This is a genomic window from Acinetobacter sp. YH01011, from assembly GCF_013420785.1.
Lineage (GTDB): Bacteria > Pseudomonadota > Gammaproteobacteria > Pseudomonadales > Moraxellaceae > Acinetobacter > Acinetobacter towneri.
The window spans coordinates 94,486-119,551 of the sequence record NZ_VOYG01000001.1 but is presented as its reverse complement, the minus strand read 5'-3'; the positions used below and the strand labels follow the sequence as shown (position 1 = coordinate 119,551).

Here is a 25,066-nt window from a genome sequence, read left to right as displayed (position 1 = left end):
TTTTTCAGCAAATAGACTACCGATATGCTTGCCTCATTCAACAACAGATTTAATACCTGAGGTCAAACATGAACTTTACAAAACTGAAAATTGGACTACTGGCGGCAGTACTTTCGGCAACAACCTTGAGCGTTTCTGCAAAAGACTTTCTGAATGTTTCCTACGATCCAACCCGTGAATTATACGATAACTTTAACAAAGATTTTGGTGCGTACTGGAAAAAAGCCACCGGGCAAAACATTAACTTTAAACAATCACATGGCGGTTCGGGCAAACAGGCACGTGCGGTGATTGATGGTCTAGGTGCCGATGTCGTGACTTTGGCACTGGCTGCCGATATTGATGAAATTGCCAAACGCGGTCTATTACCTAAAGACTGGCAAAAGAAATTTCCGCACAACTCGACCCCTTATACATCCACAATTGTATTTTTAGTGCGTAAAGGCAACCCGAAAGGTATTCGAGATTGGGGCGATTTGGTCAAACCTGGTGTGGAAATCATTACTCCAAATCCAAAAACATCTGGCGGTGCACGCTGGAACTATTTGGCAGCGTGGGCATGGGCAAAACATCAACCTGCGGGCAATGATGCTAAAGCGCAAGAGTTTGTTCGCCAAATTTATAAACAAACCAAAGTATTGGATTCAGGCGCACGTGGCTCAACCACCACTTTTGCAGAACGTGGCATTGGTGATGTTTTGTTAGCTTGGGAAAATGAAGCCTATTTAGCCGTGCGTGAACAACCGGGTAAATTTGAGATCATCACGCCTTCTCTATCTATTTTGGCTGAACCGCCTGTGGCGATTGTAGAGAAAAATGTGCAAAAAGATGGCAATCAACACTTAGCCAAAGCCTATTTAAACTATCTCTATTCGCCTGCGGGTCAAAACATTGCTGCGAAGAATTATTACCGACCACGTAATGCTACGGTGTTGGCACAATATAAGTCGCAATTTAAACCATTGAAGTTGGTGACTATTGATCAAGAGTTTGGTGGATGGAGCAAAGTTCAGAAGCAACACTTTGAAAATGATGGCATTTTCGATCAGATTATCAAAGCCAACCAAACCAAATAATACTCCGAAAGGTAAATCATACCAAAGCGCTAGCTGAAAACACCCAAATTGAAAAATGCGGGTGTTTTCACAAACGCATTTTTACCTGATTCACATATATCTCTTTTATTCATATAAAATTCATTTTTAATTATTTTTTTTGCATAGAAACTCTAGCTATCCTTGTTGCAGATTATTTAAAACATGAATTTTACAGCATTATCTTACTGAATTTTGAATCCAAGTGATCACAGCCAAAGCTAAAAATGATGGGTTTAATTCATATTTAAGCATTATGCAGATCATGATTTCAGGCTGAAATATGCGAAGGAGCATCGACATGATTCATACCGTAATTGTTCCAGGTGTAGGTGGCAGTGAACATGCTCACTGGCAATCTTGGTTACAACGACAACTCATGTCTTGCTCGCGTGTACAACAGTCAGACTGGAATAGCCCAATTTTACAGAACTGGGTTGCTGAATTTGTCAAAACAGTTGCCCCAATTCAGGACGACATTCAAATTGTGGCGCACAGTTTTGGTTGTCTGACCACAGTGGCAGCATTGGCGCAGCACCCTGAACTGCAGGCGAAAATAAAAAATGTGGTTTTGGTTGCACCTGCTAACCCTGCCCGTTTTGGTGAGTCTGGTTTTGCACAATATAGCCAAAGCAATTATTCGGCATATTTTCAGCAACTTAAATTGGCTGTACCGACACGCTTATTGATCAGTGAAAATGACCCGTGGCTAAGTTTTGCAGATGCACAGGCACTTGCCCAAGCATGGCAATTAACACCGATTAATTTAGGACAAGTGGGTCATATTAATGTTGCATCAGGCTTTGGGGCATTTCCTGAAATTTATGATTATTTGATTGCAGAAAATATGCAATCACATATCAGTATTTCTGATAACAACAAGTATTTATTCAAATTTGCAATTTAATCTTCGCAAATTATGCTTGTGCCGAATTTATCTTTTACTTTTATCTGTTTGTTTTCAAACACTCATTCTCTCTTTTGAGGAGTCATCATGTCGCAGCGATCCAAAGTGCTGCCAGGATTTGGTCTTTCTCTAGGCTTTACCCTAGCGTATTTATCCTTAATTGTTCTTATTCCCTTATCGGCTGTATTTATTAAATCGCTGGGTATCGGTTGGGATGGTTTATGGGAAATTTTAAGTTCAGAACGTATCCAAAAATCTTTGCAACTCAGTTTTAGCGCTGCGCTCATTGCAGCCTTTATTAATGTCGTCTTCGGCTTATTATTGGCATGGTGTTTGGTACGATACAGCTTTCCGGGCAAACGTATTATAGATTCTTTGGTCGATTTACCTTTTGCATTGCCTACTGCAGTTGCGGGTATTGCCCTGACTTCTTTATACGCACCGACTGGCTGGATTGGACAATATTTAGAACCATTAGGCATTAAAGTCGCGTATACCCCTATCGGGATTACCCTTGCCCTGATTTTTATTGGTATTCCATTTGTTGTGCGTACCGTGCAACCCGTACTCAGTGACTTAGAAACCGAGTTGGAAGAAGCAGCATCTGCGCTAGGGGCTAACCGCTTTCAAATTGTCACCAAAGTGATTTTCCCTATTTTATTGCCTGCACTGATTACAGGTTTTGCCCTCGCATTTGCGCGTGGCGTGGGTGAATATGGCTCGGTGATTTTCATTGCAGGTAACCAACCATTTAAAACTGAAATTGCACCCTTAATGATTATTTCTCGTTTAGAAGAATATGACTACGCAGGTGCAACCACAATTGCTGTGGTGATGTTGCTGATTTCTTTTGTCATGCTGTTCTTAATTAACTTATTACAAGCATGGGCAAGTCGTCGCACAGGGAGAACTGCACGATGAGTTTAAATACCAACAGCAATGCTTTGGCTGAAAAACTACAATCACGCGATGCAACACGTGAACCGACTTGGGTACGCTATACCCTGATTGCAATTGCCTTCATTTTCTTCTTAAGCTGTCTGATTTTGCCGCTGATTTTGGTTTTTGTCGAAGCGTTTAAACAAGGCATTGGTGTCTATGCCCAAGCATTGGTGCATCCTGACACTTTATCGGCAGTGAAATTAACCTTACTCACTGCAGCCATTGCCGTACCTTTAAACGTGGTATTTGGTATTGCCGCAGCGTGGTCAGTGGCGAAATTCAATTTCCGTGGTAAGTCGATTCTCACCACCTTAATTGATATGCCTTTTTCAGTTTCTCCTGTCATTGCAGGTTTAATGCTAGTCCTGATTTTTGGTACACAAGGTTGGATGGGCGGCTGGTTGATGGAACACGACATCAAAGTTTTATATGCCGTACCTGCAATTGTGATTGCCACCATCTTCATTACTGTACCTTTTGTGGCGCGTGAATTGATTCCTTTAATGGAAGCGCAAGGCACAGAGGAAGAAGAAGCTGCGATTGTATTAGGTGCATCGGGTTGGCAGACCTTCTGGAAAGTCACTTTGCCAAATATAAAATGGGGTTTAATTTACGGCGTGATTCTATGTAATGCCCGCGCAATGGGTGAGTTTGGCGCGGTATCTGTGGTATCGGGGCATATTCGCGGAGAAACCAACACCCTACCGCTGCACGTCGAAATTCTCTATAACGAATATACCTTTAGTGCTGCGTTTGCGGTGTCCTCTCTCTTGGCACTTCTCGCGATTGTGACCCTGATTTTAAAAACTTGGGTTGAAATTCGCCAAGAAAAGCAAAACCAACGCAATGAAGATTCAACTGTTTCTTAAGGAATGACCGCATGAGTATTCAAGTTAAAAATATTGAAAAAAATTTTGGTGCATTCCATGCACTTAAAGACATCTCCCTCGATTTTCCAGATGGTCAATTGGTAGCACTGCTTGGGCCTTCAGGCTGTGGTAAAACCACCTTGTTGCGTATTATTGCGGGGCTAGAATCGGCAGATCGTGGGCAAGTGATTTTAGAAGGTCAGGACGCAACCAAAGTGCATGTACGCGAACGTCAAGTCGGTTTCGTTTTCCAGCACTATGCCCTATTCCGCCACATGACTGTATTTGACAATATCGCGTTTGGTTTACGGGTACGTCCGCGTGCAACCCGACCATCAGAAGCCGAGATTAAAAAACGCGTTATGCGTTTACTTGACTTAGTACAGTTAGGCTTTTTAGCAGACCGTTATCCTGCACAGTTATCGGGTGGACAACGTCAACGTATTGCTTTGGCACGTGCCTTAGCGGTAGAACCACGCGTATTGTTATTGGATGAACCTTTTGGTGCGCTTGATGCCAAAGTGCGTAAAGAATTACGTCGTTGGTTAAGAACTTTGCATGATGAATTACACATCACTTCAATTTTCGTGACCCACGATCAGGAAGAAGCACTCGAAGTTGCCGATCAAATTATTGTCATGAACAAAGGTAATGTCGAACAAATTGGTTCACCGCGTGAAGTGTATGAACAGCCTGCAACTCCGTTTGTATTTGACTTCTTAGGTCAAGCCAACCGTTTTGAAGGACAACATCATCAAGGGGTTGTGCAAATTGGTGAAGATCGCGTACAACTTCTCAATCAACCAAATGCACCACAAGGCAAAGTGATTGCATTTGCGCGTCCAGATGAGTTGCATATTCATGCCCAACCACAGGAAAATACCATTCAAGCGACCTTCTTACGTGAGGTTTGGATTGCTGGTAAAGTAGTTGCAGAATTGCAAGATCGCCAAGGGAATTTAATTGAAATTGCACTCACTGCAGATGAAGCGAAACTGCACCAATTCCGCCCAAATCAAACGGTTTGGTTAAGTGTAACCACTTTACATTTATTTGAAAATCAAGTCGCATAAGGACATCAAGATGGAGCCTAACCCGCTCCATCCTTTTTAGGGTTGCACCACTATGAACTTCCAACAACTTAGAATTATTAGAGAAACCGTTCGGCAAAACTTTAATTTAACCGAAGCGTCTGCAGCACTATACACCTCTCAATCGGGCGTGAGTAAGCACATTAAAGACCTTGAAGATGAGCTTGGTGTGCAGCTTTTTGTGCGCAAAGGCAAACGTCTACTAGGTTTAACCGAGCCAGGACAAGCTTTGCTGAGTATTGTCGAACGCATGTTGGTTGATGCAGATAACATTAAACGCCTTGCCGATGACTTTAATAAAGTCGATGAAGGCACGCTCACCATTGCGACTACACATACCCAAGCGCGTTATGTGCTGCCGCCTATTGTGAATTTGTTTAAAAAAGAATTCCCTAAAGTACATTTGATTTTGCAACAAGCCAGCCCTGTTGAAATTGCCGAAATGCTGCTACAAGGTGAAGCCGATATTGGTATTGCAACCGAATCTCTAACCACTGAAGAGAACTTGGCAAGTGTGCCTTATTATGACTGGCGCCACAGCATTATTACCCCGCAAGATCATCCTTTAGCCAGTAAAACTGAGATTAGCCTGACCGATTTGGCAGAATATCCAATCATCACTTATCACGGCGGCTTTACGGGACGTTCTAAAATTGACAAAGCATTTACCGATGCAGGAATTGATGTCAATATCGTCATGTCTGCACTCGATGCAGATGTCATTAAAACCTATGTTGAATTGGGCATGGGCGTAGGTGTGGTGAACAATGTGGCATACGATGCAGAACGTGATTACCGCCTAAAACAAATCCAGACCGATATTTTTGGGGTAAACACCACGTGGATTGCGGTTCGCAAAGGACACTTACTACGTGGTTACGGCTATGAGTTTATTTCTTTATGTGCACCGAATGCCGATATTAAAGCTTTAAAACGTATCGCCTATCCTGAAGAATAAAACAATAATGCATAAGAGAGCCTAGGCTCTCTTTTAGTTCTCTGGCAAAATTCTTGCTGATCTAAATGCCTAGAAATAATCAAAATAATGATTTTAATTTATCAGAAACATGAATAAAATATAATCAACAATAAAAAGCGTAATTTGATTTTAAACACAATTCTATAATTTAGACCAAGGACGTAACATGAAATTTCACATTTTTGTTGGATTGCTGTGTGTTCTGCCGCTAGGTTATGCCTCTGCTGCCGCTTTAGAACGTAGCGGTCAATCGGTACATGCATTATTTGAAAAAGGAAATTATGCGGAAGTCGCTTTGCTACACGTGGATACCAATATTTCAGGTCAGGTACAGCATCAACAAAATATTGCCGAATTAGGCGTTCAAGATTTTTCAACAGGCAATTTAGTCAATAATCAACACTTCATCCAAGCTGCATTAAAATTACAACCACATCCACAAATTTCTGTGGCGTTATTATTTGACCAACCTTATTTTGTTGATGTGGATTATCACTATAGTCCTATTCTTTCAGGCGAACCTTTACCTATAGAAAATGCAGATATTAAGTTTGACTCAAGAAATATTACAGCGCTTATTGGCTATCAACCCACACAACATTGGAACCTCTTTACAGGTCTGAGTTACCAGTCATTTTCAGGTGATCTGAAAATTGGTACACAAGTTGACTATACCTTTTTTGATTATCACGTACATTTTCCAAAAGACCATGCGTGGGGTTGGTTGGCAGGTGTAAGCTACCAAATTCCTGAATATGCATTTAATACAGCAATTACCTATCGCTCTAAAATCAAGCACAGTACCAATGCAAGCGAAAGTATTTGGGGATTTCCTTTAGAGATTGCACCACAACAAGCAACTGAAATTCAGACCCCTGAATCGGTGAATTTAGATTTTCACACCGGTTTACCTGCACAAAATTTTCTGTATGGATCATTGCGATGGGTCAATTGGCAATATTTTAAAATTCAACCCACTCAATTTGCAGCAATTCTGCAATCTGAAGGACTAGGTAATCAGTTCAACCTGATTGATTATCAAAAGAATCAATGGTCTACGCGTTTGGGTTTTGCCCATCAATGGTCACCCAAGTGGATCACTGCGGTGGAAGGATTATGGGATTCTGGTGCAGGTAATCCTGCCTCAAGTTTAAACCCTGTAGATGGTTATGTTGGTGTTGGTACGGGCGCAGTTTATCACTTTAACCCCAAAACGTTTATGATTGCAGGTCTGCATTATTTGCACTTTGCCAAGCCAGACACGGTACAACCACAGTCATTGATCACTCAAATTTCAAGTTTTTCTTCACTCGAACAACGTGAGGCGTGGGTTTATCATTTAAAATTGGCACACCGCTTTTAAACCATAAAAAAACGAGCCGAAGCTCGTTTTTTTGGTTTAGCTCAAGCTAAATAGATATTACCAATGATAACTTACACCTAGTTTCGCAACTGGCATCCATTCGTATTTGTCATCATTACGGATTTTTTGTGCTTCGGCACGTACAGATTCTGCAATTGGTACTCCACCAACTAGATTACCATATTCCTCTAACTCAACTGTCGGATTTCCAGTGTAGTAAGCACCAACTTCACCAAATACGCCCCAATTATTGTTAATCTTTGGAGCAAAACCTAGACCTAAATATGGCGCAATGTCATTTTCATAAGCGAGTTTGCCTTTTACACCACCCTCACCAATATAAGCAACATCATTTACATGAATAGTTCCTTGAGCATTTTTATTTCGCTTATCTAAGCCGTATTCATTGTCAATATAACCAACACCAGCAGCTACATAAACGCCTTGTGCCCATTTACTTGGACTTGCACCCCATGGGCGAATTTCAGCATTTAAATAGGTCAAGTTATTGTCCATATCCATATCGTACTTAGTACCATTAATAGATAAGTCATCCGACCAAGAAATATCGCCACCGTTATAACCCAGCGCTAAACCCACATACGGGTTTGCAGTCCAAAGTAAGGCACCACCATAACCTGTTGTACCAACTTCAGCACGTACACCTGTTGGAATGAGTTGGTTACGATCAAACGCATAGCCATCTTTTACCACAGCTGTATCTGCCATTGCAGAACCTGCAACTGCTGCCAATACCGAAGCGGCTAAAATTGTATGTAAAGTTTTCATTGTGTTTCTCCTCAAACTAAAACTTTTTGAATTTTCATTCGTTTTGTCATGAGAAAACTATAGAGCATGTTGCGCTCAGCTTTTATGCAAAATTCACCCCGTTTTTGTTATTTTTTGATACAAACTTATTCTTATTGTTTATTGCAAAAGCATTTATTTTCAAAACTTCAACAATTTAGCGCTCAACTTAACTTGTTTTATTTTGCCAAGGATAAATTCCAATCTGTTCCAATTTTTATCTATTCCTCACTCAATATAGTGTAAAATCTTTGGAAAATTTTTTTCTGGTAAGAACATCGATGTCTCAGCTTTCAACAATCATTGAACAAGCATTTGAAGACCGCGCTAATTTCAGCGCTGCAGATTGTCCCGCTGAAATTCGTCAGGCAGTTGAACAAGCAATTGCAGGTTTAGATAACGGCACATTACGCGTTGCTGAAAAAATTAATGGTGAGTGGATCGTTCACCAATGGTTAAAAAAGGCAGTTTTGTTATCTTTTAAACTCAATGATAACAAGCCAATTGAATCTTGCGATTTGCGTTTCTACGACAAAGTAGACACGAAATTTACAGGTTGGACTGACGAGCAATTCAAACAAGCAGGTGTGCGTGTTGTACCGCCAGCAGTTGCACGTAAAGGTTCATTCCAAGCCAAAAATGTGGTGTTAATGCCATCTTATGTCAATATTGGCGCTTATGTAGATGAAGGCACCATGGTTGATACATGGGCAACGGTAGGTTCATGTGCACAAATTGGTAAAAACGTGCATTTATCGGGTGGTGTAGGTATTGGTGGAGTACTTGAGCCACTTCAAGCAAATCCAACAATTATTGAAGACAACTGCTTCATTGGCGCACGTTCTGAAATTGTTGAAGGTGTGATTGTAGAAGAAGGTTCGGTCATTTCTATGGGCGTTTATATTGGTCAATCGACCAAAATTTATGACCGTGAAACTGGCGAAATCCATTATGGTCGTGTACCTGCAGGTTCGGTGGTAGTTTCTGGCAACCTGCCTTCTAAATGTGGCACTTATAGCTTGTATGCTGCTATCATTGTGAAGAAAGTAGATGCGAAAACCCGTGCAAAAACCAGTTTGAACGATTTATTACGCGAAGACTAAACTTTTTTTAGTTTTCTCCATCTCTACGGCCAGCAATGACCGTAGAGATTTTTGTTTTTTTACATACTGTGATGAATTTTATGAATACCCTCCGATCTTCCGCTATTCCTGTTTCTGATCCGTCTGCGGGTTTACGCATCACGGAGATTTTCTATTCATTGCAGGGCGAAGCCAATACATCGGGCTTGCCAACCGTGTTTATTCGTTTAACGGGTTGTCCATTGCGTTGCCATTACTGTGATACCACTTATTCTTTTGAAGGTGGCGAACGTCAATCTTTAGATGACATCATCCAAACCACGCTAGAATTTAAAACACCGTATGTATGTGTGACGGGCGGTGAACCTCTGGCTCAACCGAATGTACTGCCACTCATGCAACGCTTGGCAGATTTAGGTTGTGAAGTGTCTTTGGAAACCAGTGGAGCTTTAGATATTTCTAAAGTGGATAACCGTGTGTCGAAGGTGCTGGATTTAAAAACCCCTGCATCGGGTGAAATGTCACGCAACTTATTATCAAATTTAGATTTTTTAAACCCACATGATCAAATCAAATTTGTGATTTGCAATCATGACGATTATCTTTGGGCGAAGCAGCAAGTTGAGCAATATCAGTTGCATAAAAAAGTCGATACAGTGTGGTTCTCCCCTGCATTTGCTGTCGAAAAAGGTGCAGTCGCCTTGCCACAACTTGCACGTGATTTGGCACAGTGGATTTTAGCCGACCATCTCCCTGTTCGTTTCCAATTGCAATTACATAAATTGCTTTGGAATGATGAAACAGGTCGTTAATCTCCTCACGAATCCCCATTCGTATTGACGTCAATCTTCACACTTTTGCTCAAGTTCTATCGCTATATTTTAAAATTTGGAGTTCAATTATGCGCCCTCGTGCCATTGTATTGTTATCTGGTGGATTAGACTCAACCACGTGTTTGGCATGGGCACAAGCGCGTTATGAATGTATTGCACTTAGTTTTATGTATGGTCAACGCTCGACTACAGAGCTAGATGCTGCACGTGCCTTGACTAAAAATGCAGGCATTGAGCATCGTGTGATTAATATTGATTTAGGCAACTTGGGCGGTTCTGCCCTGACCGATCACAGCATTGAAGTACCTGATCATGAGCAAGAAGGTATTCCTGTGACTTATGTGCCTGCGCGTAATACCATCTTCCTGTCTTATGCTTTGGCAGCTGCCGAAGTTTTTGATGCAGAAGCAATTGTGATTGGTATTAATGCGGTAGATTATTCGGGCTATCCTGACTGTCGTCCTGAATTTATTGATGCTTTTGCCAATATGGCACGCTTGGCAACCAAAGTTGGCGTAGAAGGCAAACCGTTAAAATTTGAGACACCTTTGTTACATTTATCCAAAGCAAATATTATTCGCTTAGGTATTGAACATGGCGTAGACTATAGTCAAACGGTTTCTTGCTACCAAGCAGATGACCAAGGACGTGCTTGTGGTAAATGTGACAGCTGTCGCTTACGCAAACAAGGTTTTGCCGATGCCGGTGTTGCAGACCCAACGCGTTATATACCGTCATAACAAGGTAAAGTGTATGAAAAATTTAAAATCAAACATTATAGTTTCTGCGATTATGTCTGTTGCTGCATTATTCGCAACAACGACACACGCAAATAATGACAAGTTGCAACAAGCATATAAAAGCACCAATGTAAAAGCAGCTTTAATTAATGTTTGTAAAGAAGAAACTGCAAAAGGCAAAAAACTGACTACAGCTGAAGTAAGCAAATATTGTACTTGTGCAGTAGAAGCAGATGGTAAATTAACCAACGCTCAAAAATGGGAAATTCAAAGCGCAATTAACCAGAAAAAGAGCCCTGCGACTTTAGCTTTTGTACAAAAGCAAAATAAAGATTTGCAAACTTGTTTTGGTCCTCAGCTTACAGGTAAATTAAAAACCTTAACTGAAGAAGCAATGAAAGCGGCTGAGAAAAAATAATTTTTCTTAACAATTTCAACTAGCCACTTTATGTGGCTAGTTTTTTATGTGCATGATTTTGGAGAAAAATATGAGCACGACAATTCAATTACCAAATCAAGCTTTTCCTGCAACCACAGGCGAAGTCAATTTAACCGAACTTGGTACAGATTGGTTAGTGGTGTATTTTTACCCGAAAGATTCTACCCCAGGCTGCACCACACAAGCTGTCGATTTTACTGCGCTAAAGCCACAATTTGATGCGCTTAATACCACCATCATTGGCATTTCGCGCGACTCAGTCAAAGCCCATCAAAACTTTACCGAAAAACAATCTTTAGGCATCAACTTGATTAGCGATAAAGAAGAAGTATTGTGTCAGTTGTTTGATGTGATTAAAGAAAAAAATATGTATGGCAAAAAAGTTATGGGCATTGAACGCTCTACTTTTATTTTCCATCAAGGTCAATTACTGAAAGAATATCGTAAAGTCAAAGCTGCAGGACATGCCGAGCAAGTGCTTGCGGATTTAACCGCTTTACAGGCTTAATTTTCAGCCTCTAAAAAAACACAATGTTCTGGATGATTGAAAGCTTTTTCAATCATCCTTTTTCATTTAAAAACTGGATTACTCCGTCAAATTACTGCTATCCTGCTGCTGGTATTTGTCTTGTAATTGACGATAAATTTCCGTGTTTTGAAATGCGGTTAAGAAATCAATTGTGCCTTGCGGGAAAAAATTAGGCTGTATTTCCCCACGATAATAAGCCTCACGTGCAGGCGTAGCAGACATGGCATCTTGCAAGCTGTCTAATTCTACCATCTCCCATTCAGGGAAAAACTTTAAATAATAAGACGAGTCATCTTTAAAATGCCCAATTAAACCAACACGATCTTGCGGTTGAATCAATTCACCGACTAAAGATTTGACTAGTTTTTGCCATTTTTCATCATTGTAGACATCTACGACATGCACAAACTTAATCCGTTCTTGCATCTCAGGTGAAAAGTTAGACAAAATCATCTGCTCACGTTCTTTGGCTAAAAACGGATTTTTTAAATTGCGCTCATTTTGTGCAGAACCTAATGCCAAAATCACATAATGACTACGTGCTAACGCAATTTGAATGGTTTGCAAATGCGCCAAATGAAATGGCTGAAAGCGGCCAATGAAAACCAAATAATCAAACGTATATTGCATAATAAATACGCCAATCCTAATTTTGATAACAACATGATGCTATCTGATACGCGGAAATGTCATCCACAACCTGCGTGGTATCAACTCATTATTGTTTTTGCAAGATAATAAATCAAAAACAATAATTGGGCAGGTTTCGTGGATGACAAATGGTTTTGCCTACTTTTGCCAAAACAAAAGTAGGTCGAACCGAAGGTTAATCCTAAAATAGAATTAATAGACGTTAAGATTCCGCCTTGCTTATTCATTTTTTAAATGAACAACCCCAAATTCTAAATAAATTTCACATTGAATTAGGAACGCAAATCTCATCATTCACTAACTTTTTATGAACTCATGAGTTGTGCCAGCGCTGCGAATTTGCGACATAATGAGCCATAAATTCAAACCAATCAAAGCAAGGATAGTACGATGACACTGAGCTGTATTCAACAACCTCACCCACATTTGAATGCGAATTTAGACAATGGCGTACTGACTTTAGCCATCAACCGACCAGAAGCAAAAAACGCGCTGTATGGTGAATTATATTTGTGGATTGCACAAGCCTTAGATGAAGCAGATCAGTCCAACGCAGTACGTTGTGTAATTTTACGTGGCACAGATGCAGATTTTAGTGCTGGCAATGACATGCAAGACTTTATGAAGTCTGCCGCACTTAAAGGACAACTACCTGCTGCCGAAGGTCCTCCATTCATCTTATTAAAATCTGCAGCCAAGTTTTCTAAACCGCTGATTGCAGCTGTACGTGGGGTGGCGATTGGCATTGGTGTCACAATTTTATTGCATGCAGATTTGGTGTATAGCGACAATACTGCCCTATTCCAAATTCCATTTGTGAGCTTGGGCTTATCGCCTGAAGGTGCATCAAGCAAACTTCTGGTAGAACAAGCAGGCTATCACAAGGCGGCTGAACTGTTGCTAACTGCACAAAAATTCAATAGCGAAACGGCATTATCGGCAAATTTAGTTAATAGCATTGAAACTGATGTCTATGCAACGGCGCAACAAAAAGCAGCACAATTGGCAGCTTTACCATTAGCTTCACTTAAACAATCTAAAGCCCTCATGAAACATAATGTCGATGAAATTGTGGCTTGGATTGACCATGAAGCTGAGATTTTTATGCAACGTGTCGGCTCAGCAGAAATGATGGAAGCAGTGCAGGCCTTTATGCAAAAACGTAAACCTGATTTCAGCCAATTTAATTAAGCGCTGTTTAGCTGAAATGTACTTACACCCATTTCAAGTAAACTAGACGTTTTAAAACCACATTCATTTTGGCTGAATGTGGTTTTTTCTTTATTCGCCCCCATATTCTGCAATGTGCTATCAATCATTAAAAAATTGAGGAAAATTGTAATGTCTAATCCAAATCCAGCTGATGTTAAAGCTGAAAAAAAAGAACGTTATTTTGAGCCTGCACCACAAGATATTGATATAGAAAACTTTAAAAAAGTCATTCAAAGCCGTCGTTCGGTACGTAAATTTACTGACAAAGCCATACCTGCCGAGGTTTTAGATGATTGCTTAGACATGGCCTTACTCGCACCAAACTCATCTAACTTGCAGCCGTGGACATTTGTTGTGGTGCAAAACCCTGCTAAGAAAAAGCAACTGGTCAAAGCCTGTTTAGGACAGCTTGCGGCACGCACCGCTGCAGAGCTCATTGTGTGTATAGCACGCACTGACCGGGTGGATGAAATGGCCAAAAAGAACATCAGCGAGTTTCCTTTTCCTGAAGCTCCTGCTGCAGTGAAAAAGTATTACAAATTTATTCCTTATAACTACATGACTGGTTACCTAAACACAGTAGGTAACTTTAAGAAAGTTGCATTTAAAATTGCTCGTAGTTTAGATAAACAATTACCTGTCACTGCCTTCACCCCTGCCGATGCAAAACTTTGGGCCAGTAAAACCACTGCACTCGCTTGTGAAAATATGGTATTAGCACTTCGTGCACATGGCTTTGACAGCTGTATGATGGAAGGTTTTGATGAACCAATGGTACGCAAATTATTAAAGCTGAATGATCAACAGCACCCAGTTATGGTTATTGCTGCAGGTGAACGTGCCGAAGATGGTGTATTTTTCCCGCAATATCGTTTTGACCGTGACCTGTTTATTCAGAAAGTCTAGGGGCTGTTAACATTTCATAAATGGCTTGCGCTGTAGGCTAAAACTGAGCAGATTAGGCATGAAACGCAAGGAATAGCGAGACTATTGCCAAGTTTCATAACGTAATCTGAGAAAGTTTTAGCCACATGAGCAAGAACAAAGCGCTGCTTTGTTTGCTGCGCAAGGGGACGAGCATATTTTTTGCTGCTATTGCGTTATGAGTCAGTCATTTAGAATAACTAAATTTCCTGCCCCATGCCTTATAGCAGCTAAAAAACCTTGCGAGATATATCTCTCACGTCGCAAACATAGATGAAGTGTCAACAGACCCTAATATTTCAACTGTATTTTTAAAACCTAGCCACATTTTGACTCGTGATAAGGCGACAAGGATGTCGCCCGTTAGACTGTGGTACAGGACGTACCATCAGTCTAACAGAGGGCTTTTGTTACTTTTCGCCCGTGAAAAGTAAACTCTATCTACGCAACTTATATTTGCCCCAATCCATATATGAGTGATCGTACAATTCTATTTTTCTTTAAAAATTGGTATTTAAGTCTTTAAAAATTAATATCTAAAAGTTGCATAAACTCAAAGGCAGGCTCTTCGTAAGGATGACTTGCCTTGAGCGCTTTTGCGACTGCCTGAGCATTTTGCTCAGGTACAATAGTTTCCACGCGCCACTCGGCAACGTGTTCCAAAGCATCTAACTCGCCAACAAACGGATTTGCTCCTTTGACAGGTTTAAATTGCCCTGTGCCTAAAACCTGCCATGCACAATGTTCATAATTGCCAATTCCACCTGCACCCGCTGCAAAAATAGCCAGTTTGGTTTCTTCAAGATGAGATTCAGGCACATAATAAATCAGTTTGAGCATATTTAAGCTTCGCTATCCATTTCACAATTAATTAGAAATTAGCATAAAAATTTGAGCATTGTTGCTATTTTGGCAACCTATACGCATCATCCAATCCTCAATTTATACAGTTCCCCAAAAAAACTTTAAAGTACGCTTCGCCACAAACTTATCCCCCATTTTGTATGAATTTAGATTTAAAAAGACAAGCCATGTCGCACGCCCCTAGAGCTTTTGTCATTTTTTTGGCATGATGCAAAACAAGCACATAGTGAATAATGATAAATGACTCAAATGCGTTGGTTAGAACTGCTTTCCACAGTTCGAATTGGTAGTAAAAAACAAAGTACAGAACAGGCGCGCAGCCCTTTTCATAAAGATTATGACCGTATTATTTTTTCGCAAAGTTTTAGACAGTTAAACCGTAAAACCCAAGTCCATCCATTGACTCAACACGATGGTATTCACACTCGCCTAACCCATTCTTTAGAAGTGTCTTGTATTGGACGTTCATTAGGGATGTTGGCTGCAGAAAAAATTAAAGACCACTTGCCTATGTGGATTTCCCCTGCCGATGTCGGTGCGATTATTCAAGCCGCATGCTTGGCACATGATATTGGCAATCCACCTTTCGGACATGCAGGCGAATACGCCATTCGTGAATGGTTTGATGATGCTTCACACGGCAATTTCCTCGCCAAACTTAGTGATGAAGAAGAAGCCGATGTCCGTCAGTTTGAAGGCAATGCGCAAGGTTTACGGCTACTCACCAAAATTGACTACCATCCAAATGATGGCGGCATGCGTTTAACCTATGCCACTTTAGGCGCTTATTTAAAATATCCATGGCTCTCCAAAACCATTGCCGAACAAGGCAACCGCCCTGCCAATCAACGTGATAAGTTTGGTTGTTACCAAGCCGAAAAAGAAATTCTCAAACAAATTGCAGAACAGCTTGGTCTGATTCAATTGGGCGATTATCACTATTGCCGTCATCCACTGACATATTTATTGGAAGCAGCAGATGATATTTGCTATGCCTTAATTGATTTGGAAGATGGCATTATTTTAAACATGCTCAGCTATGAAGAAGTTGAACCGATCTTTTTAAACTTGATTGGTGACTACGGTATTCCAGCAGAACTGGCGATGGCACGTACCACATGGCAACAAAAAATTGCCGCTTTGCGTGGTCGGGTCATGAAACGTTTGGTCGATGAAGTCACCACAGCGTTTGCCAAACACCATTTGGAAATTCTAATGGGACAGCTCAAAGGCAGTCTTTTACAATATTGCTCGGCAGATATTGAAATTGGTATTAATCGCGCCAAAGACTTAGCCCGTGAGAAAATTTTCGAGCATCCACAAAAGGCAGGGCTGGAAATTATTGCGCATCAAAGTTTACAAAACATTTTGGATGCGTTTATTCCGCTCACCACACCCCATAAAACCCTAAGTTTTAAAGAGCAGCGTTTAATGTCCATCTTGCAACGCTCAGGGGCAGATTTTGCGCATAATCATTATGACAATATCATGCAAGTCTTGGACATTATCTCTAAGTTTTCAGATCACCAAGCCTATAACTTATCGCAAGAATTACAAGGCAATAAGGTTGGTCTGCTATGATGAATCACCTGTATATCAATAACTTATATAAGATTGACGTAGAATTTAAGCACGAATTTTGCCTTTTGTGAAAATGCGCTCTACTATGCGAACAGCAACTTATTTTAAATCAATCAGTGAATCACAAATATGATCGGATGTCTTATTGGCGAAGTATTGGCTTTAGAAGCACCAACCGTGTTGCTGAATGTGAATGGTGTGGGCTATGAAATTGACACGCCGCTCACCACATTTTGCCAATTACAAAAAGGGCAGAAAATTACCCTATGGACGCATTTAGCCGTGCGTGAAGATGCTCAATTGTTATATGGTTTTTTAGAAGCCCAAGAAAAAACCATTTTCCGAACCTTACTTAAAGTCAATGGTGTCGGCCCAAAAATGGCGCTAGGTATTTTATCAACCTTGAGTGTCGAATTACTGATTCACACCGTAGAACATGAAGATATTAATACCCTGATTAAAGTGCCAGGTGTGGGCAAAAAAACTGCTGAACGTTTAATGATTGAATTACGTGATCGCTTTAAAGCCATGTCCAACGAAGTGAGCAGCAGCAATTCCACAATGACTCAAATCCAGTTTACAGGCAATTCTGCTGTTGCCGAAGCCGAAGCCGCTTTACAATCTTTAGGTTATAAACCTGCCGAAGCACAAAAACTGATTAATGCAGTTAAGGCCGATTTTACTGAAGCCAGTGATATTATCCGTGCAGCATTAAAGTCGATGAATAAATAAAAGATGCCAACAAACCTAGCGTAAGTTCATCTTTCCAATATTGGATACATGACTGGCGACATGGATGTCGCCCGTTGAGTTGGGGTATAGGGATATACCCTCAACTCAACATAAGATTTTTGTTACTTTTGATCTTTCAAAAGTAAAATCATGCCTTCGCAAAGGCATTTAAACGCAACTCATACTTTGAGGCTGTGCATGCAGCATCAAAATGCCCAGCTCAAGAGATTAGTTAACACGATATGCAAGACCGTCTAATCAGTGGTTCTGAAAAACCCGAAGATCAAATTGATCGCGCCATTCGCCCCACTTCACTCGATGACTATATTGGGCAACCTGTAGTGCGTGAACAAATGGAAATTTTCATTGGTGCAGCCCGTGGACGCGCAGAAGCACTGGACCACACCCTGATTTTTGGACCACCAGGTTTAGGTAAAACCACACTCGCCAATATTATTGCCCGTGAAATGGGCGGCAATCTTAAATCCACTTCAGGGCCTGTCTTGGAACGCGCAGGTGATTTAGCCGCCATGCTGACCAATCTTGAAGAAGGCGATGTGTTATTTATTGATGAAATCCATCGTCTTTCACCTGTGATTGAAGAGATTTTGTATCCAGCGATGGAAGATTATCAACTGGACATCATGATTGGTGAAGGGCCTGCAGCACGCTCCATTAAACTGGACTTGCCACCATTTACCCTTGTCGCCGCTACCACACGTGCAGGCTTACTCACCTCACCGTTACGTGACCGTTTTGGTATTGTGCAGCGTTTGGAATTTTATTCGGTTGAAGATTTGACCCATATTGTCAAACGCTCGGCGAGTTTAATGGGTGTGCCAATGACCGATGCAGGAGCCAATGAAGTCGCTCGTCGTTCACGTGGTACACCACGTATTGCCAACCGATTATTGCGTCGCGTTCGTGACTATGCGCAGGTCAAAGGCACAGGTGAAGTCACGCAAGAGATGGCACAACGTGCGCTAGATATGCTGAATGTCGATAAAGATGGTTTAGATACCTTAGACCGTCGTTATTTATCAATGTTATTAGAGCGTTTTGATGGTGGGCCTGCAGGTGTGGAAGCTTTGGCCGCTGCTATGGCTGAAGACTCTGGCACTTTGGAAGATGTAATTGAACCATACCTAATTCAACAAGGTTATGTAATGCGAACCGCTCGCGGGCGTATTGCCACCAATATGGCGTATTTACAATTTGGGATGACACCGCCAGAGCCAAAAGAAAAATAGCTCAAAGGAAAAAATAGCTTGAAGGGAGCTATCTCCCTTTAAGCTATTAAATATTTAGGTCAATTGGGTCTGTAGATAGACCCTAATTTTCGATGACACGCACATCTTCAACAAGCATTAATTCACACGCGCCCGCCCCTGTATCATGACGGCTTAAAGAACTGCGCCACTGCCACCCATCTGCGGCAGTAACTTCAACCAATTTACCTTTCAAATAAATCAAATCATCTTCATCAATCTGTTTTAACTGTGTCGCAATCGCGGGTGTGGCAGGAATTAAATGCGTATTAGCGCTCAAACTTGCAATCTCTTGCACAGGAATCGGTGGTGCTTGTTCATAACGCCAATGATACCAACGGTTGCTTTGACGAATAGACAACTGTTTATACACTTCAGGCTTGGCCATTTCGCCCCATCCCAAAGCAAAATCGACAGGGCTAAGTTCGGCTTCACGTCCAAAATTATAATTTTCACGTGACAATACCCGAAACTCACCTTCATAGGTTTCCAAAGCTTGAATGGTATAGTCTTTAAATTGATGCACTTGCTGCGATGACTGATAGGTTGTGCTATCCGCAATTCCTCCATCTGGCTGGAACAGCGTCATCCACAACAAATACAATATGGCAATTACCACAAAAAATTTAACTAAACGGCTCATGTGCTGCTCATTGGGGTGGATCATCTGCATGTATCAGGCAGGCAGCTAATTTTAACTTAAAAGCATGTTTGAAATCTTGTGCCATTGGACGAAGCGTTGAGAATGATAAACTGCCACGCTATACACAGCTTGACTTATAGCCCCGATTCACGTCAATTTCACAGACACGGCGTAAGCTATAAGTATTGCTTATCAAACAACTTTGCAACATTGAAGCGGAACATCATCATGGCGAATAAATTTGAATTTAAAATTCGTATCTATATGGAAGATACTGATGCAGGCGGCATTGTTTACCACGCCAACCATATTCGCTTTATGGAACGTACCCGTACCGAATGGCTTCGTGCATCGGGTGTTGATCATTATTGGCATCAACAAGATTACAACTTTGTCGTGCATAAAATTAACGTGAAATATTCACGTCCAATCTTAATGGATGACCTAATTACTGTTACAGCAAGTGTAGTTTCGTGTAAAGCGTCATCATTTGTATTGCAACAAAATATTTATCGTGGTGAAATCATGCTTGCATCTGGCGAGGTTGAATTGGCCTGTCTTGGTTCAGATATGAAACCACGTCGTCTGCCAGATGAAATTCGTAGCCTTATTCTGAAAGAATTAGGACAAGATTAAAAAAATGAATTGGCACATGTAGTAACTATGGCAACACAACTCGAATCATCTCTTCAAGTATCAGATCTTATTTTACAAGCAAGTCCTGTTGTTCAGCTGGTAATGCTCTCGCTGCTTTTAGCATCATTATACAGTTGGTATCTGATTGCCAAGTTACACATGAGCTATAAAAAAGCACAGGCAGATGATCAGCATTTCCAAAAAATCTTCTGGTCTGGTGCAGAATTAAATACGCTTTACAACAACGCACAGCTCAATTCAAAACGTGTCGGTTTGGAAGATATTTTCTATCAAGGCTTAGGTGAGTTTTTAAAACTCAAAAAGCGCCAAGCGCCTGCAACACAAACCATTGAAGGCACAGAACGTATTTTACGTGTCGGTTTAAGCCGCGACCAAGCTCAACTTGAACAAGGCTTAGGTGCATTAGCCAGCATTGGTTCGGTTGCGCCATACGTTGGTTTATTTGGTACCGTCTGGGGCATTATGAATGCCTTTATTGGACTGGCAGATGTCGATCAAGTCACATTGGCAACAGTCGCACCAGGGATTGCCGAAGCCCTCATTGCCACAGCCATTGGTTTATTTGCCGCCATTCCTGCGGTACTTGCCTTTAACCATTACACCGCCAAAGGCGAAGCGATTTATTCTGATCGTGCTTTATTTGCCGAAGAAATGGTGGCTTTATTACAACGTCAATCTTTAGGCAATACTAAGGATCACGACTAATGGCCATTCAACGCTCAGGACGCTTCGAGCGCATTAAGAAACCACTCAAAAGTGACATGAATGTAGTGCCCTATATTGATGTCATGTTGGTGTTATTGGTGATTTTTATGGTTACTGCACCGATGATTACCAGTGGGATTCAAGTCGATTTACCTCAAGCCAATGGTAATCCAATTGAATCGAAAGATGCCCCTGCTTTGGTGACTTTAAATAAAGATGGGCAATATTTTTTAGAATACAAAGAACACAAAGCCGAACCTTTGGAATTAGCCCAACTGAAACAAATTTTGACCGATGCTCAAATTCAAGCCAAAGCTGAAAACAAAGAGTTTCAGGTTGTTATTCGCGGTCATAATACACGCCCTTATGGTGATGTGATTGCGTTAATGTCTGACTTACAAGATGCGGGTTTAACCCAAGTTGGATTGCTGACCGAGCCTTTAAAGTAATTTATGAAAGATTTTAAAAAGCCACCTTTTCAACAAAAAGCCATCGCGATTGGGTTCACCGTAGGTGTCCACCTTATCGCAGTGGTTGGCTTGCTTTATTTGGGCATGAGTAAAGCACCTGAGCCGCCTAAACCCATTAAAACGGTATTAATAAAACCAGAAGATTTAAAACCCTTATTAGAAACTAAATCTGCTGAAACCACACATGAAAATGTAGCAGAGCAAATTACTCAAACAGCCGAGCCTGCTCTTGAACCTGCCCCTGTCATTCCAACACCTGCAGCGGCTCCTACGCCACCCGCTCCTCAAGTTGATACACAAAAAACTGCACAAGCAGCAGAGGCTCAAGCACGTGCAGAACGACAAGCTGCTGAAGCCAAACAAATTGCAGAGCGACAAAAACTAGAAGCTGAACGCTTAAAAGCTCAACAAGCACGCGCCGAAGAACGTGCTCAACGAGAAGCTGACGCCAAAGCAAAAGCTCAAGCCGATGCCAAAGCACGTGCTGAAGCAGATGCTGTACGTCGTAAAGAAGCCGAAGCCCTGAAAAAAGCAGAAGCGGCAGAAAGACGTCAACTCGAAGCCAATGCAGCAGCAAAACGCAAAGCTGAAGCAGATGCAAAAGCCAAGGCAGATGCTGAGGCAAAACGTAAAGCTGACGCAGATGCAAAAGCCAAAGCAGATGCCGATGCAAAACGTAAAGCTGCAGCAGATGCAAAAGCCAAAGCTGATGCCGACGCAAAACGTAAAGCTGCTGCAGATGCAAAAGCCAAAGCTGATGCCGACGCAAAACGTAAGGCTGACGCAGATGCAAAAGCCAAAGCTGATGCCGAAGCGAAGGCACGTGCCGATACTGAAGCCAAAGCCTCAGCTGCCAAACAAGCTGCAGAAGAAGCTGCTCAGAAAAAGGCTGAAGTACGACGCATTGCATCCACTGCTAAACGCGATTTCGAAAATAAAATCAGACGAGCGTGGGATACCCCAGCTGGTTCTTCGGGTCAACGTGCAACTGCCCGCGTGACTTTAAGTGACAGTGGCGCAGTTCAGTCTGTCGTGGTTAATTCTAGCGACCCTGACATGAAAGCCAGTGTAGAAGCTGCTGTTCGTGCTGCCGCACCTTATCCGATGCCATCAGACCCAGATGCACGACGCGAAGCACGTAGCTTCACCTCTACCTTTACAGCGCAATAAGTTACCAGTTAGCCGAATAACATCTATTTGGCTAACTCCTTCTCAAAATATTTACGAGTATAAATAAATTTAAATTTTCACAGTGTTATAACAGTTTTATTATAAATTCATGCTTTCATTCCTACCAAAGCATGCCATTATGTACCACAATTACATCCAAAAAAGTTATGTTGATTTGAGAAAATAGCGAATGATGGAAACAACGCGTAAACACCTACTTTGTCTTGCTATTTTAACTGCGCTTAGCCCAGTTTTAAGCACACAATCTTTTGCACAACTGCATTTAGAAATTGCCAAAGCACCAGAAGAAGCACCTAAAATTGCGATTGTGCCGTTTGGCAATGATCAAAGTATTTATCCTATTGTAGAAAACGATTTAAACCGTTCAGGCAAATTCACCAGTTCATCTAAAAACCTTGCTGCAACTGCAAGCATGAACAATCCAAATGCAGCTGCATGGCAAGCCGCAGGTGTACCTTATGTGGTGACGGGAAATGTCAAAGCCACTGCAGAAGGCGGTTATGAAGTTCATTACCAACTTTATGATGTGCAAAAACAGCAATACTTATTGAATGAATTATTAAGCGTGCCTGCGTCACGCGTACGTTCTGCTGCACACATGATCAGTGATGCCATTTATGAAGCACTCACGGGCATTAAAGGTGACTTTAGCGGACGCATTGCTTATGTACTGCGCAACCCTGCAACACCTGAACAACGCTATACCCTGCAAATTGCCGATACTGATGGTGAACAGCCTAAAACCATTTTGACTTCGCGTGATCCTATTTTATCGCCTGCATGGACACCAGATGCCAAAAAAATTGCCTATGTGTCGTTTGAAACCAAACGCCCTGCTATTTATGTGCAAGATTTGGCGACAGGTCAGCGTGAAAAATTAGCCAGTTTCCGTGGTTTAAATGGTGCTCCAAGCTTCTCACCAGATGGTCAAAGTATGTTGTTTACCGCATCCATGCATGGCAATCCAGAAATTTATCAAATGAATTTAAGCACCCGTGAACTGCGACGCATGACCAATGACAGTGCGATTGATACCGAAGCACGTTATGCACCAGATGGTAAATCATTTATTTACACTTCAGATCGTGGTGGTTCCGCACAAATTTATCGTTATGACTTTGCCACAGGCAGCAGCAAACGCCTAACCTTCCGCGGTGCATTTAACGCACGTGGTACGCTCAGTGCCGATGGTCGTAAACTGGCATTGGTGCATCGCCCAAGTGGCAGTAATTACAAAGTCGCAATTCAAGACATCAACACCAATATCACCAATATTTTAACCCCAACCAGTTTGGATGAGTCGCCAAGCTTCTCACCAAATGGGCAAATGGTGGTGTATGCAACGCGCGAAGGCGCACGTGGCTTATTGTCAATTATGTCTTTAGACGGTCGCTTCCGCATGAACTTACCTAGTGAACAAGGTGAAGTGCGTGAACCTGCGTGGGCACCAAAATAATGAGTACCCGCAAGGTAAACACTTTTCAGTTCTGTTTTAAAACCAAAAATCAAGCTTCATGGAGATGAGGATGAACGCAGTTAAATTATTGGTACTCCCTGTTTTGGCATCGGCTTTAGTGATGACAGGTTGTGCAAACCGCAAACCAACGACTGACTCACAAGCAGGTCAAACACCAAGTGGTGCAACTACAGTCAACACCCAAGGTTTGAGTGAAGATGCAGCTTTAAATGCACAAAACCTTGCAGGTGCATCTGCCAAAGGTGTAACCGAAGCCAACAAAGCTTTCTTGGCAAAGCGCGTGGTGCATTTTGACTACGACAGCAGCGAATTATCTAATGATGATTACCAGACCCTACAAGCACATGCACAGTTTCTAATGGCGAATGCCAACTCTAAAGTAGCGCTTACAGGTCATACCGATGAACGCGGTACACGCGAATACAACATGGCTTTAGGCGAGCGTCGTGCCAAAGCGGTTGAGAGCTTCTTAATCACCAGCGGCGTTAACGCAGGTCAGCTTGAAGCAGTGAGCTATGGTAAAGAAATGCCAGTCAACCCTGGACATGATGAAAATGCATGGAAAGAAAACCGTCGCGTAGAAATTAACTACGAAGCTGTTCCACCATTATTGAAATAATAATTTGCTGTTTGGGAAAAACTCGTTTAGAACGTGTTTCCCCAATACGAAAAAAGCGCTCTTTATTACAAGGGCGCTTTTTTATGACATAAAAAACTGGGCAAACGAATATTTTAAAAACTAACAGATAAGTGCAGAAATACAGCTTTGCTTCAGTTATTCCGACTCGGCATCAGCTTTTGCAGTTTGCATAGATTCAATCAAATCATGCTTGTTAAACTTTTTATATTCAGGTTTAGACTCGTAATCTTTCCAAGCGGCTTTCATCTTGTCCTCAGAAATATCGTCTAAACTAATCCCTTCGCTTGGCGTTGGAGTCGCATCAAACTTTAACGTTGTCATATCTGTGCTCCTATCTCAAATTAAATCCTTCACATCAACATAGCACTTTCTGCAG

At 41.6% G+C, this 25,066-nt stretch carries 28 protein-coding genes; 23 read left to right on the top strand and 5 right to left on the bottom strand.

Annotated elements, in window-relative coordinates; all coding sequences use genetic code 11:
• Window positions 1-68: 68 nt before the first annotated feature.
• From FTT78_RS00620 to FTT78_RS00590, 7 genes are all read left to right on the top strand, one after another.
• Window positions 69-1,076: a sulfate ABC transporter substrate-binding protein gene (locus tag FTT78_RS00620; RefSeq protein ID WP_178318838.1), complete on the top strand. Its 1,008-nt coding sequence runs from the start codon at window positions 69-71 to the stop codon at window positions 1,074-1,076.
• 319 nt (window positions 1,077-1,395) lie between these two features.
• Window positions 1,396-2,001, top strand: a complete 606-nt coding sequence (locus FTT78_RS00615; protein ID WP_179989036.1) for an alpha/beta hydrolase — start codon at window positions 1,396-1,398, stop codon at window positions 1,999-2,001.
• Between the two features lie 87 nt (window positions 2,002-2,088).
• A complete protein-coding gene (gene cysT / locus FTT78_RS00610; protein ID WP_004971748.1) occupies window positions 2,089-2,922 on the top strand; it encodes a sulfate ABC transporter permease subunit CysT in 834 nt (277 codons plus the stop codon).
• Window positions 2,919-3,812, top strand: a complete 894-nt coding sequence (cysW, locus tag FTT78_RS00605) for a sulfate ABC transporter permease subunit CysW (protein WP_096901108.1) — start codon at window positions 2,919-2,921, stop codon at window positions 3,810-3,812. The genes cysT and cysW overlap by 4 nt, the downstream gene beginning before the upstream one ends.
• A gap of 11 nt (window positions 3,813-3,823) precedes the next feature.
• Window positions 3,824-4,885, top strand: a complete 1,062-nt coding sequence (locus tag FTT78_RS00600; RefSeq protein WP_180043322.1) for a sulfate/molybdate ABC transporter ATP-binding protein — start codon at window positions 3,824-3,826, stop codon at window positions 4,883-4,885.
• Window positions 4,886-4,937: 52 nt separating this feature from the next.
• Entirely contained in the window at window positions 4,938-5,861 is a 924-nt protein-coding gene (locus FTT78_RS00595; RefSeq protein WP_096901109.1) for a CysB family HTH-type transcriptional regulator, read from the top strand.
• A gap of 187 nt (window positions 5,862-6,048) precedes the next feature.
• A complete protein-coding gene (locus FTT78_RS00590; RefSeq protein ID WP_180043324.1) occupies window positions 6,049-7,245 on the top strand; it encodes an outer membrane protein transport protein in 1,197 nt (398 codons plus the stop codon).
• A 57-nt stretch (window positions 7,246-7,302) separates the two neighbouring features.
• Here FTT78_RS00590 and carO read toward each other — a convergent pair whose 3' ends face one another.
• A complete protein-coding gene (gene carO, locus FTT78_RS00585) occupies window positions 7,303-8,034 on the bottom strand; it encodes an ornithine uptake porin CarO (RefSeq protein ID WP_180043326.1) in 732 nt (243 codons plus the stop codon).
• Between the two features lie 299 nt (window positions 8,035-8,333).
• Here carO and dapD point away from each other — a divergent pair, with 299 nt between their 5' ends.
• From dapD to FTT78_RS00560, 5 genes are all read left to right on the top strand, one after another.
• Window positions 8,334-9,155 (top strand): 2,3,4,5-tetrahydropyridine-2,6-dicarboxylate N-succinyltransferase, encoded by an 822-nt coding sequence (gene dapD, locus FTT78_RS00580; protein WP_004971762.1) that lies wholly within the window; start codon window positions 8,334-8,336, stop codon window positions 9,153-9,155.
• Between the two features lie 80 nt (window positions 9,156-9,235).
• Window positions 9,236-9,946, top strand: coding sequence for a 7-carboxy-7-deazaguanine synthase QueE (gene queE, locus FTT78_RS00575; RefSeq protein WP_180043328.1), 711 nt, complete (start codon window positions 9,236-9,238; stop codon window positions 9,944-9,946).
• 89 nt (window positions 9,947-10,035) lie between these two features.
• A complete protein-coding gene (gene queC, locus FTT78_RS00570) occupies window positions 10,036-10,707 on the top strand; it encodes a 7-cyano-7-deazaguanine synthase QueC (protein ID WP_136144778.1) in 672 nt (223 codons plus the stop codon).
• Window positions 10,708-10,720: 13 nt separating this feature from the next.
• Window positions 10,721-11,125, top strand: coding sequence for a hypothetical protein (locus FTT78_RS00565; RefSeq protein WP_004971768.1), 405 nt, complete (start codon window positions 10,721-10,723; stop codon window positions 11,123-11,125).
• Between the two features lie 70 nt (window positions 11,126-11,195).
• Window positions 11,196-11,654: a peroxiredoxin gene (locus tag FTT78_RS00560; RefSeq protein WP_096901114.1), complete on the top strand. Its 459-nt coding sequence runs from the start codon at window positions 11,196-11,198 to the stop codon at window positions 11,652-11,654.
• Window positions 11,655-11,732: 78 nt separating this feature from the next.
• Here FTT78_RS00560 and FTT78_RS00555 read toward each other — a convergent pair whose 3' ends face one another.
• On the bottom strand, window positions 11,733-12,305 hold the full coding sequence (locus FTT78_RS00555) for a nicotinate-nicotinamide nucleotide adenylyltransferase (protein ID WP_096901115.1): 573 nt from the start codon (window positions 12,303-12,305) through the stop codon (window positions 11,733-11,735).
• 411 nt (window positions 12,306-12,716) lie between these two features.
• Here FTT78_RS00555 and FTT78_RS00550 point away from each other — a divergent pair, with 411 nt between their 5' ends.
• Together FTT78_RS00550 and FTT78_RS00545 are read left to right on the top strand one after the other, a co-directional pair.
• The gene (locus FTT78_RS00550; RefSeq protein WP_131261168.1) at window positions 12,717-13,517 is read left to right on the top strand and encodes an enoyl-CoA hydratase-related protein; all 801 of its coding nucleotides are present in this window, start codon (window positions 12,717-12,719) and stop codon (window positions 13,515-13,517) included.
• 150 nt (window positions 13,518-13,667) lie between these two features.
• On the top strand, window positions 13,668-14,444 hold the full coding sequence (locus FTT78_RS00545; protein WP_180043330.1) for a nitroreductase family protein: 777 nt from the start codon (window positions 13,668-13,670) through the stop codon (window positions 14,442-14,444).
• 540 nt (window positions 14,445-14,984) lie between these two features.
• Here FTT78_RS00545 and FTT78_RS00540 read toward each other — a convergent pair.
• A complete protein-coding gene (locus FTT78_RS00540) occupies window positions 14,985-15,302 on the bottom strand; it encodes an NGG1p interacting factor NIF3 (RefSeq protein WP_096901118.1) in 318 nt (105 codons plus the stop codon).
• A 264-nt stretch (window positions 15,303-15,566) separates the two neighbouring features.
• On the opposite strand from FTT78_RS00540, the gene FTT78_RS00535 reads away from it, so the two are divergent.
• The 3 genes from FTT78_RS00535 to ruvB all read left to right on the top strand — a co-directional run bounded on the left by FTT78_RS00535 (window position 15,567) and on the right by ruvB (window position 18,889).
• Window positions 15,567-16,907, top strand: a complete 1,341-nt coding sequence (locus FTT78_RS00535) for a deoxyguanosinetriphosphate triphosphohydrolase (RefSeq protein ID WP_104851741.1) — start codon at window positions 15,567-15,569, stop codon at window positions 16,905-16,907.
• A 129-nt stretch (window positions 16,908-17,036) separates the two neighbouring features.
• Window positions 17,037-17,639 carry a Holliday junction branch migration protein RuvA gene (gene ruvA / locus FTT78_RS00530; RefSeq protein WP_179989042.1) on the top strand — a complete coding sequence of 201 codons (603 nt, stop codon included), beginning with the start codon at window positions 17,037-17,039 and terminating at the stop codon, window positions 17,637-17,639.
• Window positions 17,640-17,881: 242 nt separating this feature from the next.
• Window positions 17,882-18,889, top strand: coding sequence for a Holliday junction branch migration DNA helicase RuvB (gene ruvB / locus FTT78_RS00525; protein ID WP_180043332.1), 1,008 nt, complete (start codon window positions 17,882-17,884; stop codon window positions 18,887-18,889).
• A gap of 82 nt (window positions 18,890-18,971) precedes the next feature.
• Here the strand turns inward: ruvB and FTT78_RS00520 are convergent, their stop codons facing one another.
• Window positions 18,972-19,550, bottom strand: coding sequence for a hypothetical protein (locus FTT78_RS00520; RefSeq protein WP_180043334.1), 579 nt, complete (start codon window positions 19,548-19,550; stop codon window positions 18,972-18,974).
• 228 nt (window positions 19,551-19,778) lie between these two features.
• On the opposite strand from FTT78_RS00520, the gene ybgC reads away from it, so the two are divergent.
• The 6 genes from ybgC to pal all read left to right on the top strand — a co-directional run bounded on the left by ybgC (window position 19,779) and on the right by pal (window position 24,669).
• Window positions 19,779-20,186 (top strand): tol-pal system-associated acyl-CoA thioesterase, encoded by a 408-nt coding sequence (gene ybgC, locus FTT78_RS00515; RefSeq protein ID WP_004971791.1) that lies wholly within the window; start codon window positions 19,779-19,781, stop codon window positions 20,184-20,186.
• 27 nt (window positions 20,187-20,213) lie between these two features.
• Window positions 20,214-20,912: a protein TolQ gene (gene tolQ, locus FTT78_RS00510; RefSeq protein ID WP_104851739.1), complete on the top strand. Its 699-nt coding sequence runs from the start codon at window positions 20,214-20,216 to the stop codon at window positions 20,910-20,912.
• On the top strand, window positions 20,912-21,361 hold the full coding sequence (gene tolR, locus FTT78_RS00505) for a protein TolR (RefSeq protein WP_070154130.1): 450 nt from the start codon (window positions 20,912-20,914) through the stop codon (window positions 21,359-21,361). The genes tolQ and tolR overlap by 1 nt, the downstream gene beginning before the upstream one ends.
• Window positions 21,362-21,364: 3 nt before the next feature.
• Window positions 21,365-22,552 (top strand): cell envelope integrity protein TolA, encoded by a 1,188-nt coding sequence (gene tolA / locus FTT78_RS00500; RefSeq protein ID WP_180043336.1) that lies wholly within the window; start codon window positions 21,365-21,367, stop codon window positions 22,550-22,552.
• Between the two features lie 193 nt (window positions 22,553-22,745).
• Complete coding sequence (tolB, locus tag FTT78_RS00495) at window positions 22,746-24,029, top strand: Tol-Pal system beta propeller repeat protein TolB (RefSeq protein ID WP_026438303.1); 1,284 nt, start codon at window positions 22,746-22,748, stop codon at window positions 24,027-24,029.
• A 70-nt stretch (window positions 24,030-24,099) separates the two neighbouring features.
• Complete coding sequence (pal, locus tag FTT78_RS00490) at window positions 24,100-24,669, top strand: peptidoglycan-associated lipoprotein Pal (protein WP_004971799.1); 570 nt, start codon at window positions 24,100-24,102, stop codon at window positions 24,667-24,669.
• 156 nt (window positions 24,670-24,825) lie between these two features.
• Here pal and FTT78_RS00485 read toward each other — a convergent pair whose 3' ends face one another.
• Window positions 24,826-25,011: an NF038105 family protein gene (locus FTT78_RS00485; protein ID WP_004971800.1), complete on the bottom strand. Its 186-nt coding sequence runs from the start codon at window positions 25,009-25,011 to the stop codon at window positions 24,826-24,828.
• Window positions 25,012-25,066 lie beyond the last annotated feature (55 nt).

What these genes read in the sequence shown, in the direction of transcription:
- FTT78_RS00620 (WP_178318838.1), top strand. Translation starts at nt 69, where the DNA reads ATGAACTTTACAAAACTGAAAATTGGACTACTGGCGGCAGTACTTTCG.
- FTT78_RS00615 (WP_179989036.1), top strand. Translation starts at nt 1,396, where the DNA reads ATGATTCATACCGTAATTGTTCCAGGTGTAGGTGGCAGTGAACATGCT.
- cysT (WP_004971748.1), top strand. Translation starts at nt 2,089, where the DNA reads ATGTCGCAGCGATCCAAAGTGCTGCCAGGATTTGGTCTTTCTCTAGGC.
- cysW (WP_096901108.1), top strand. Translation starts at nt 2,919, where the DNA reads ATGAGTTTAAATACCAACAGCAATGCTTTGGCTGAAAAACTACAATCA.
- FTT78_RS00600 (WP_180043322.1), top strand. Translation starts at nt 3,824, where the DNA reads ATGAGTATTCAAGTTAAAAATATTGAAAAAAATTTTGGTGCATTCCAT.
- FTT78_RS00595 (WP_096901109.1), top strand. Translation starts at nt 4,938, where the DNA reads ATGAACTTCCAACAACTTAGAATTATTAGAGAAACCGTTCGGCAAAAC.
- FTT78_RS00590 (WP_180043324.1), top strand. Translation starts at nt 6,049, where the DNA reads ATGAAATTTCACATTTTTGTTGGATTGCTGTGTGTTCTGCCGCTAGGT.
- carO (WP_180043326.1), bottom strand. Translation starts at nt 8,034, where the DNA reads ATGAAAACTTTACATACAATTTTAGCCGCTTCGGTATTGGCAGCAGTT.
- dapD (WP_004971762.1), top strand. Translation starts at nt 8,334, where the DNA reads ATGTCTCAGCTTTCAACAATCATTGAACAAGCATTTGAAGACCGCGCT.
- queE (WP_180043328.1), top strand. Translation starts at nt 9,236, where the DNA reads ATGAATACCCTCCGATCTTCCGCTATTCCTGTTTCTGATCCGTCTGCG.
- queC (WP_136144778.1), top strand. Translation starts at nt 10,036, where the DNA reads ATGCGCCCTCGTGCCATTGTATTGTTATCTGGTGGATTAGACTCAACC.
- FTT78_RS00565 (WP_004971768.1), top strand. Translation starts at nt 10,721, where the DNA reads ATGAAAAATTTAAAATCAAACATTATAGTTTCTGCGATTATGTCTGTT.
- FTT78_RS00560 (WP_096901114.1), top strand. Translation starts at nt 11,196, where the DNA reads ATGAGCACGACAATTCAATTACCAAATCAAGCTTTTCCTGCAACCACA.
- FTT78_RS00555 (WP_096901115.1), bottom strand. Translation starts at nt 12,305, where the DNA reads ATGCAATATACGTTTGATTATTTGGTTTTCATTGGCCGCTTTCAGCCA.
- FTT78_RS00550 (WP_131261168.1), top strand. Translation starts at nt 12,717, where the DNA reads ATGACACTGAGCTGTATTCAACAACCTCACCCACATTTGAATGCGAAT.
- FTT78_RS00545 (WP_180043330.1), top strand. Translation starts at nt 13,668, where the DNA reads ATGTCTAATCCAAATCCAGCTGATGTTAAAGCTGAAAAAAAAGAACGT.
- FTT78_RS00540 (WP_096901118.1), bottom strand. Translation starts at nt 15,302, where the DNA reads ATGCTCAAACTGATTTATTATGTGCCTGAATCTCATCTTGAAGAAACC.
- FTT78_RS00535 (WP_104851741.1), top strand. Translation starts at nt 15,567, where the DNA reads ATGACTCAAATGCGTTGGTTAGAACTGCTTTCCACAGTTCGAATTGGT.
- ruvA (WP_179989042.1), top strand. Translation starts at nt 17,037, where the DNA reads ATGATCGGATGTCTTATTGGCGAAGTATTGGCTTTAGAAGCACCAACC.
- ruvB (WP_180043332.1), top strand. Translation starts at nt 17,882, where the DNA reads ATGCAAGACCGTCTAATCAGTGGTTCTGAAAAACCCGAAGATCAAATT.
- FTT78_RS00520 (WP_180043334.1), bottom strand. Translation starts at nt 19,550, where the DNA reads ATGAGCCGTTTAGTTAAATTTTTTGTGGTAATTGCCATATTGTATTTG.
- ybgC (WP_004971791.1), top strand. Translation starts at nt 19,779, where the DNA reads ATGGCGAATAAATTTGAATTTAAAATTCGTATCTATATGGAAGATACT.
- tolQ (WP_104851739.1), top strand. Translation starts at nt 20,214, where the DNA reads ATGGCAACACAACTCGAATCATCTCTTCAAGTATCAGATCTTATTTTA.
- tolR (WP_070154130.1), top strand. Translation starts at nt 20,912, where the DNA reads ATGGCCATTCAACGCTCAGGACGCTTCGAGCGCATTAAGAAACCACTC.
- tolA (WP_180043336.1), top strand. Translation starts at nt 21,365, where the DNA reads ATGAAAGATTTTAAAAAGCCACCTTTTCAACAAAAAGCCATCGCGATT.
- tolB (WP_026438303.1), top strand. Translation starts at nt 22,746, where the DNA reads ATGGAAACAACGCGTAAACACCTACTTTGTCTTGCTATTTTAACTGCG.
- pal (WP_004971799.1), top strand. Translation starts at nt 24,100, where the DNA reads ATGAACGCAGTTAAATTATTGGTACTCCCTGTTTTGGCATCGGCTTTA.
- FTT78_RS00485 (WP_004971800.1), bottom strand. Translation starts at nt 25,011, where the DNA reads ATGACAACGTTAAAGTTTGATGCGACTCCAACGCCAAGCGAAGGGATT.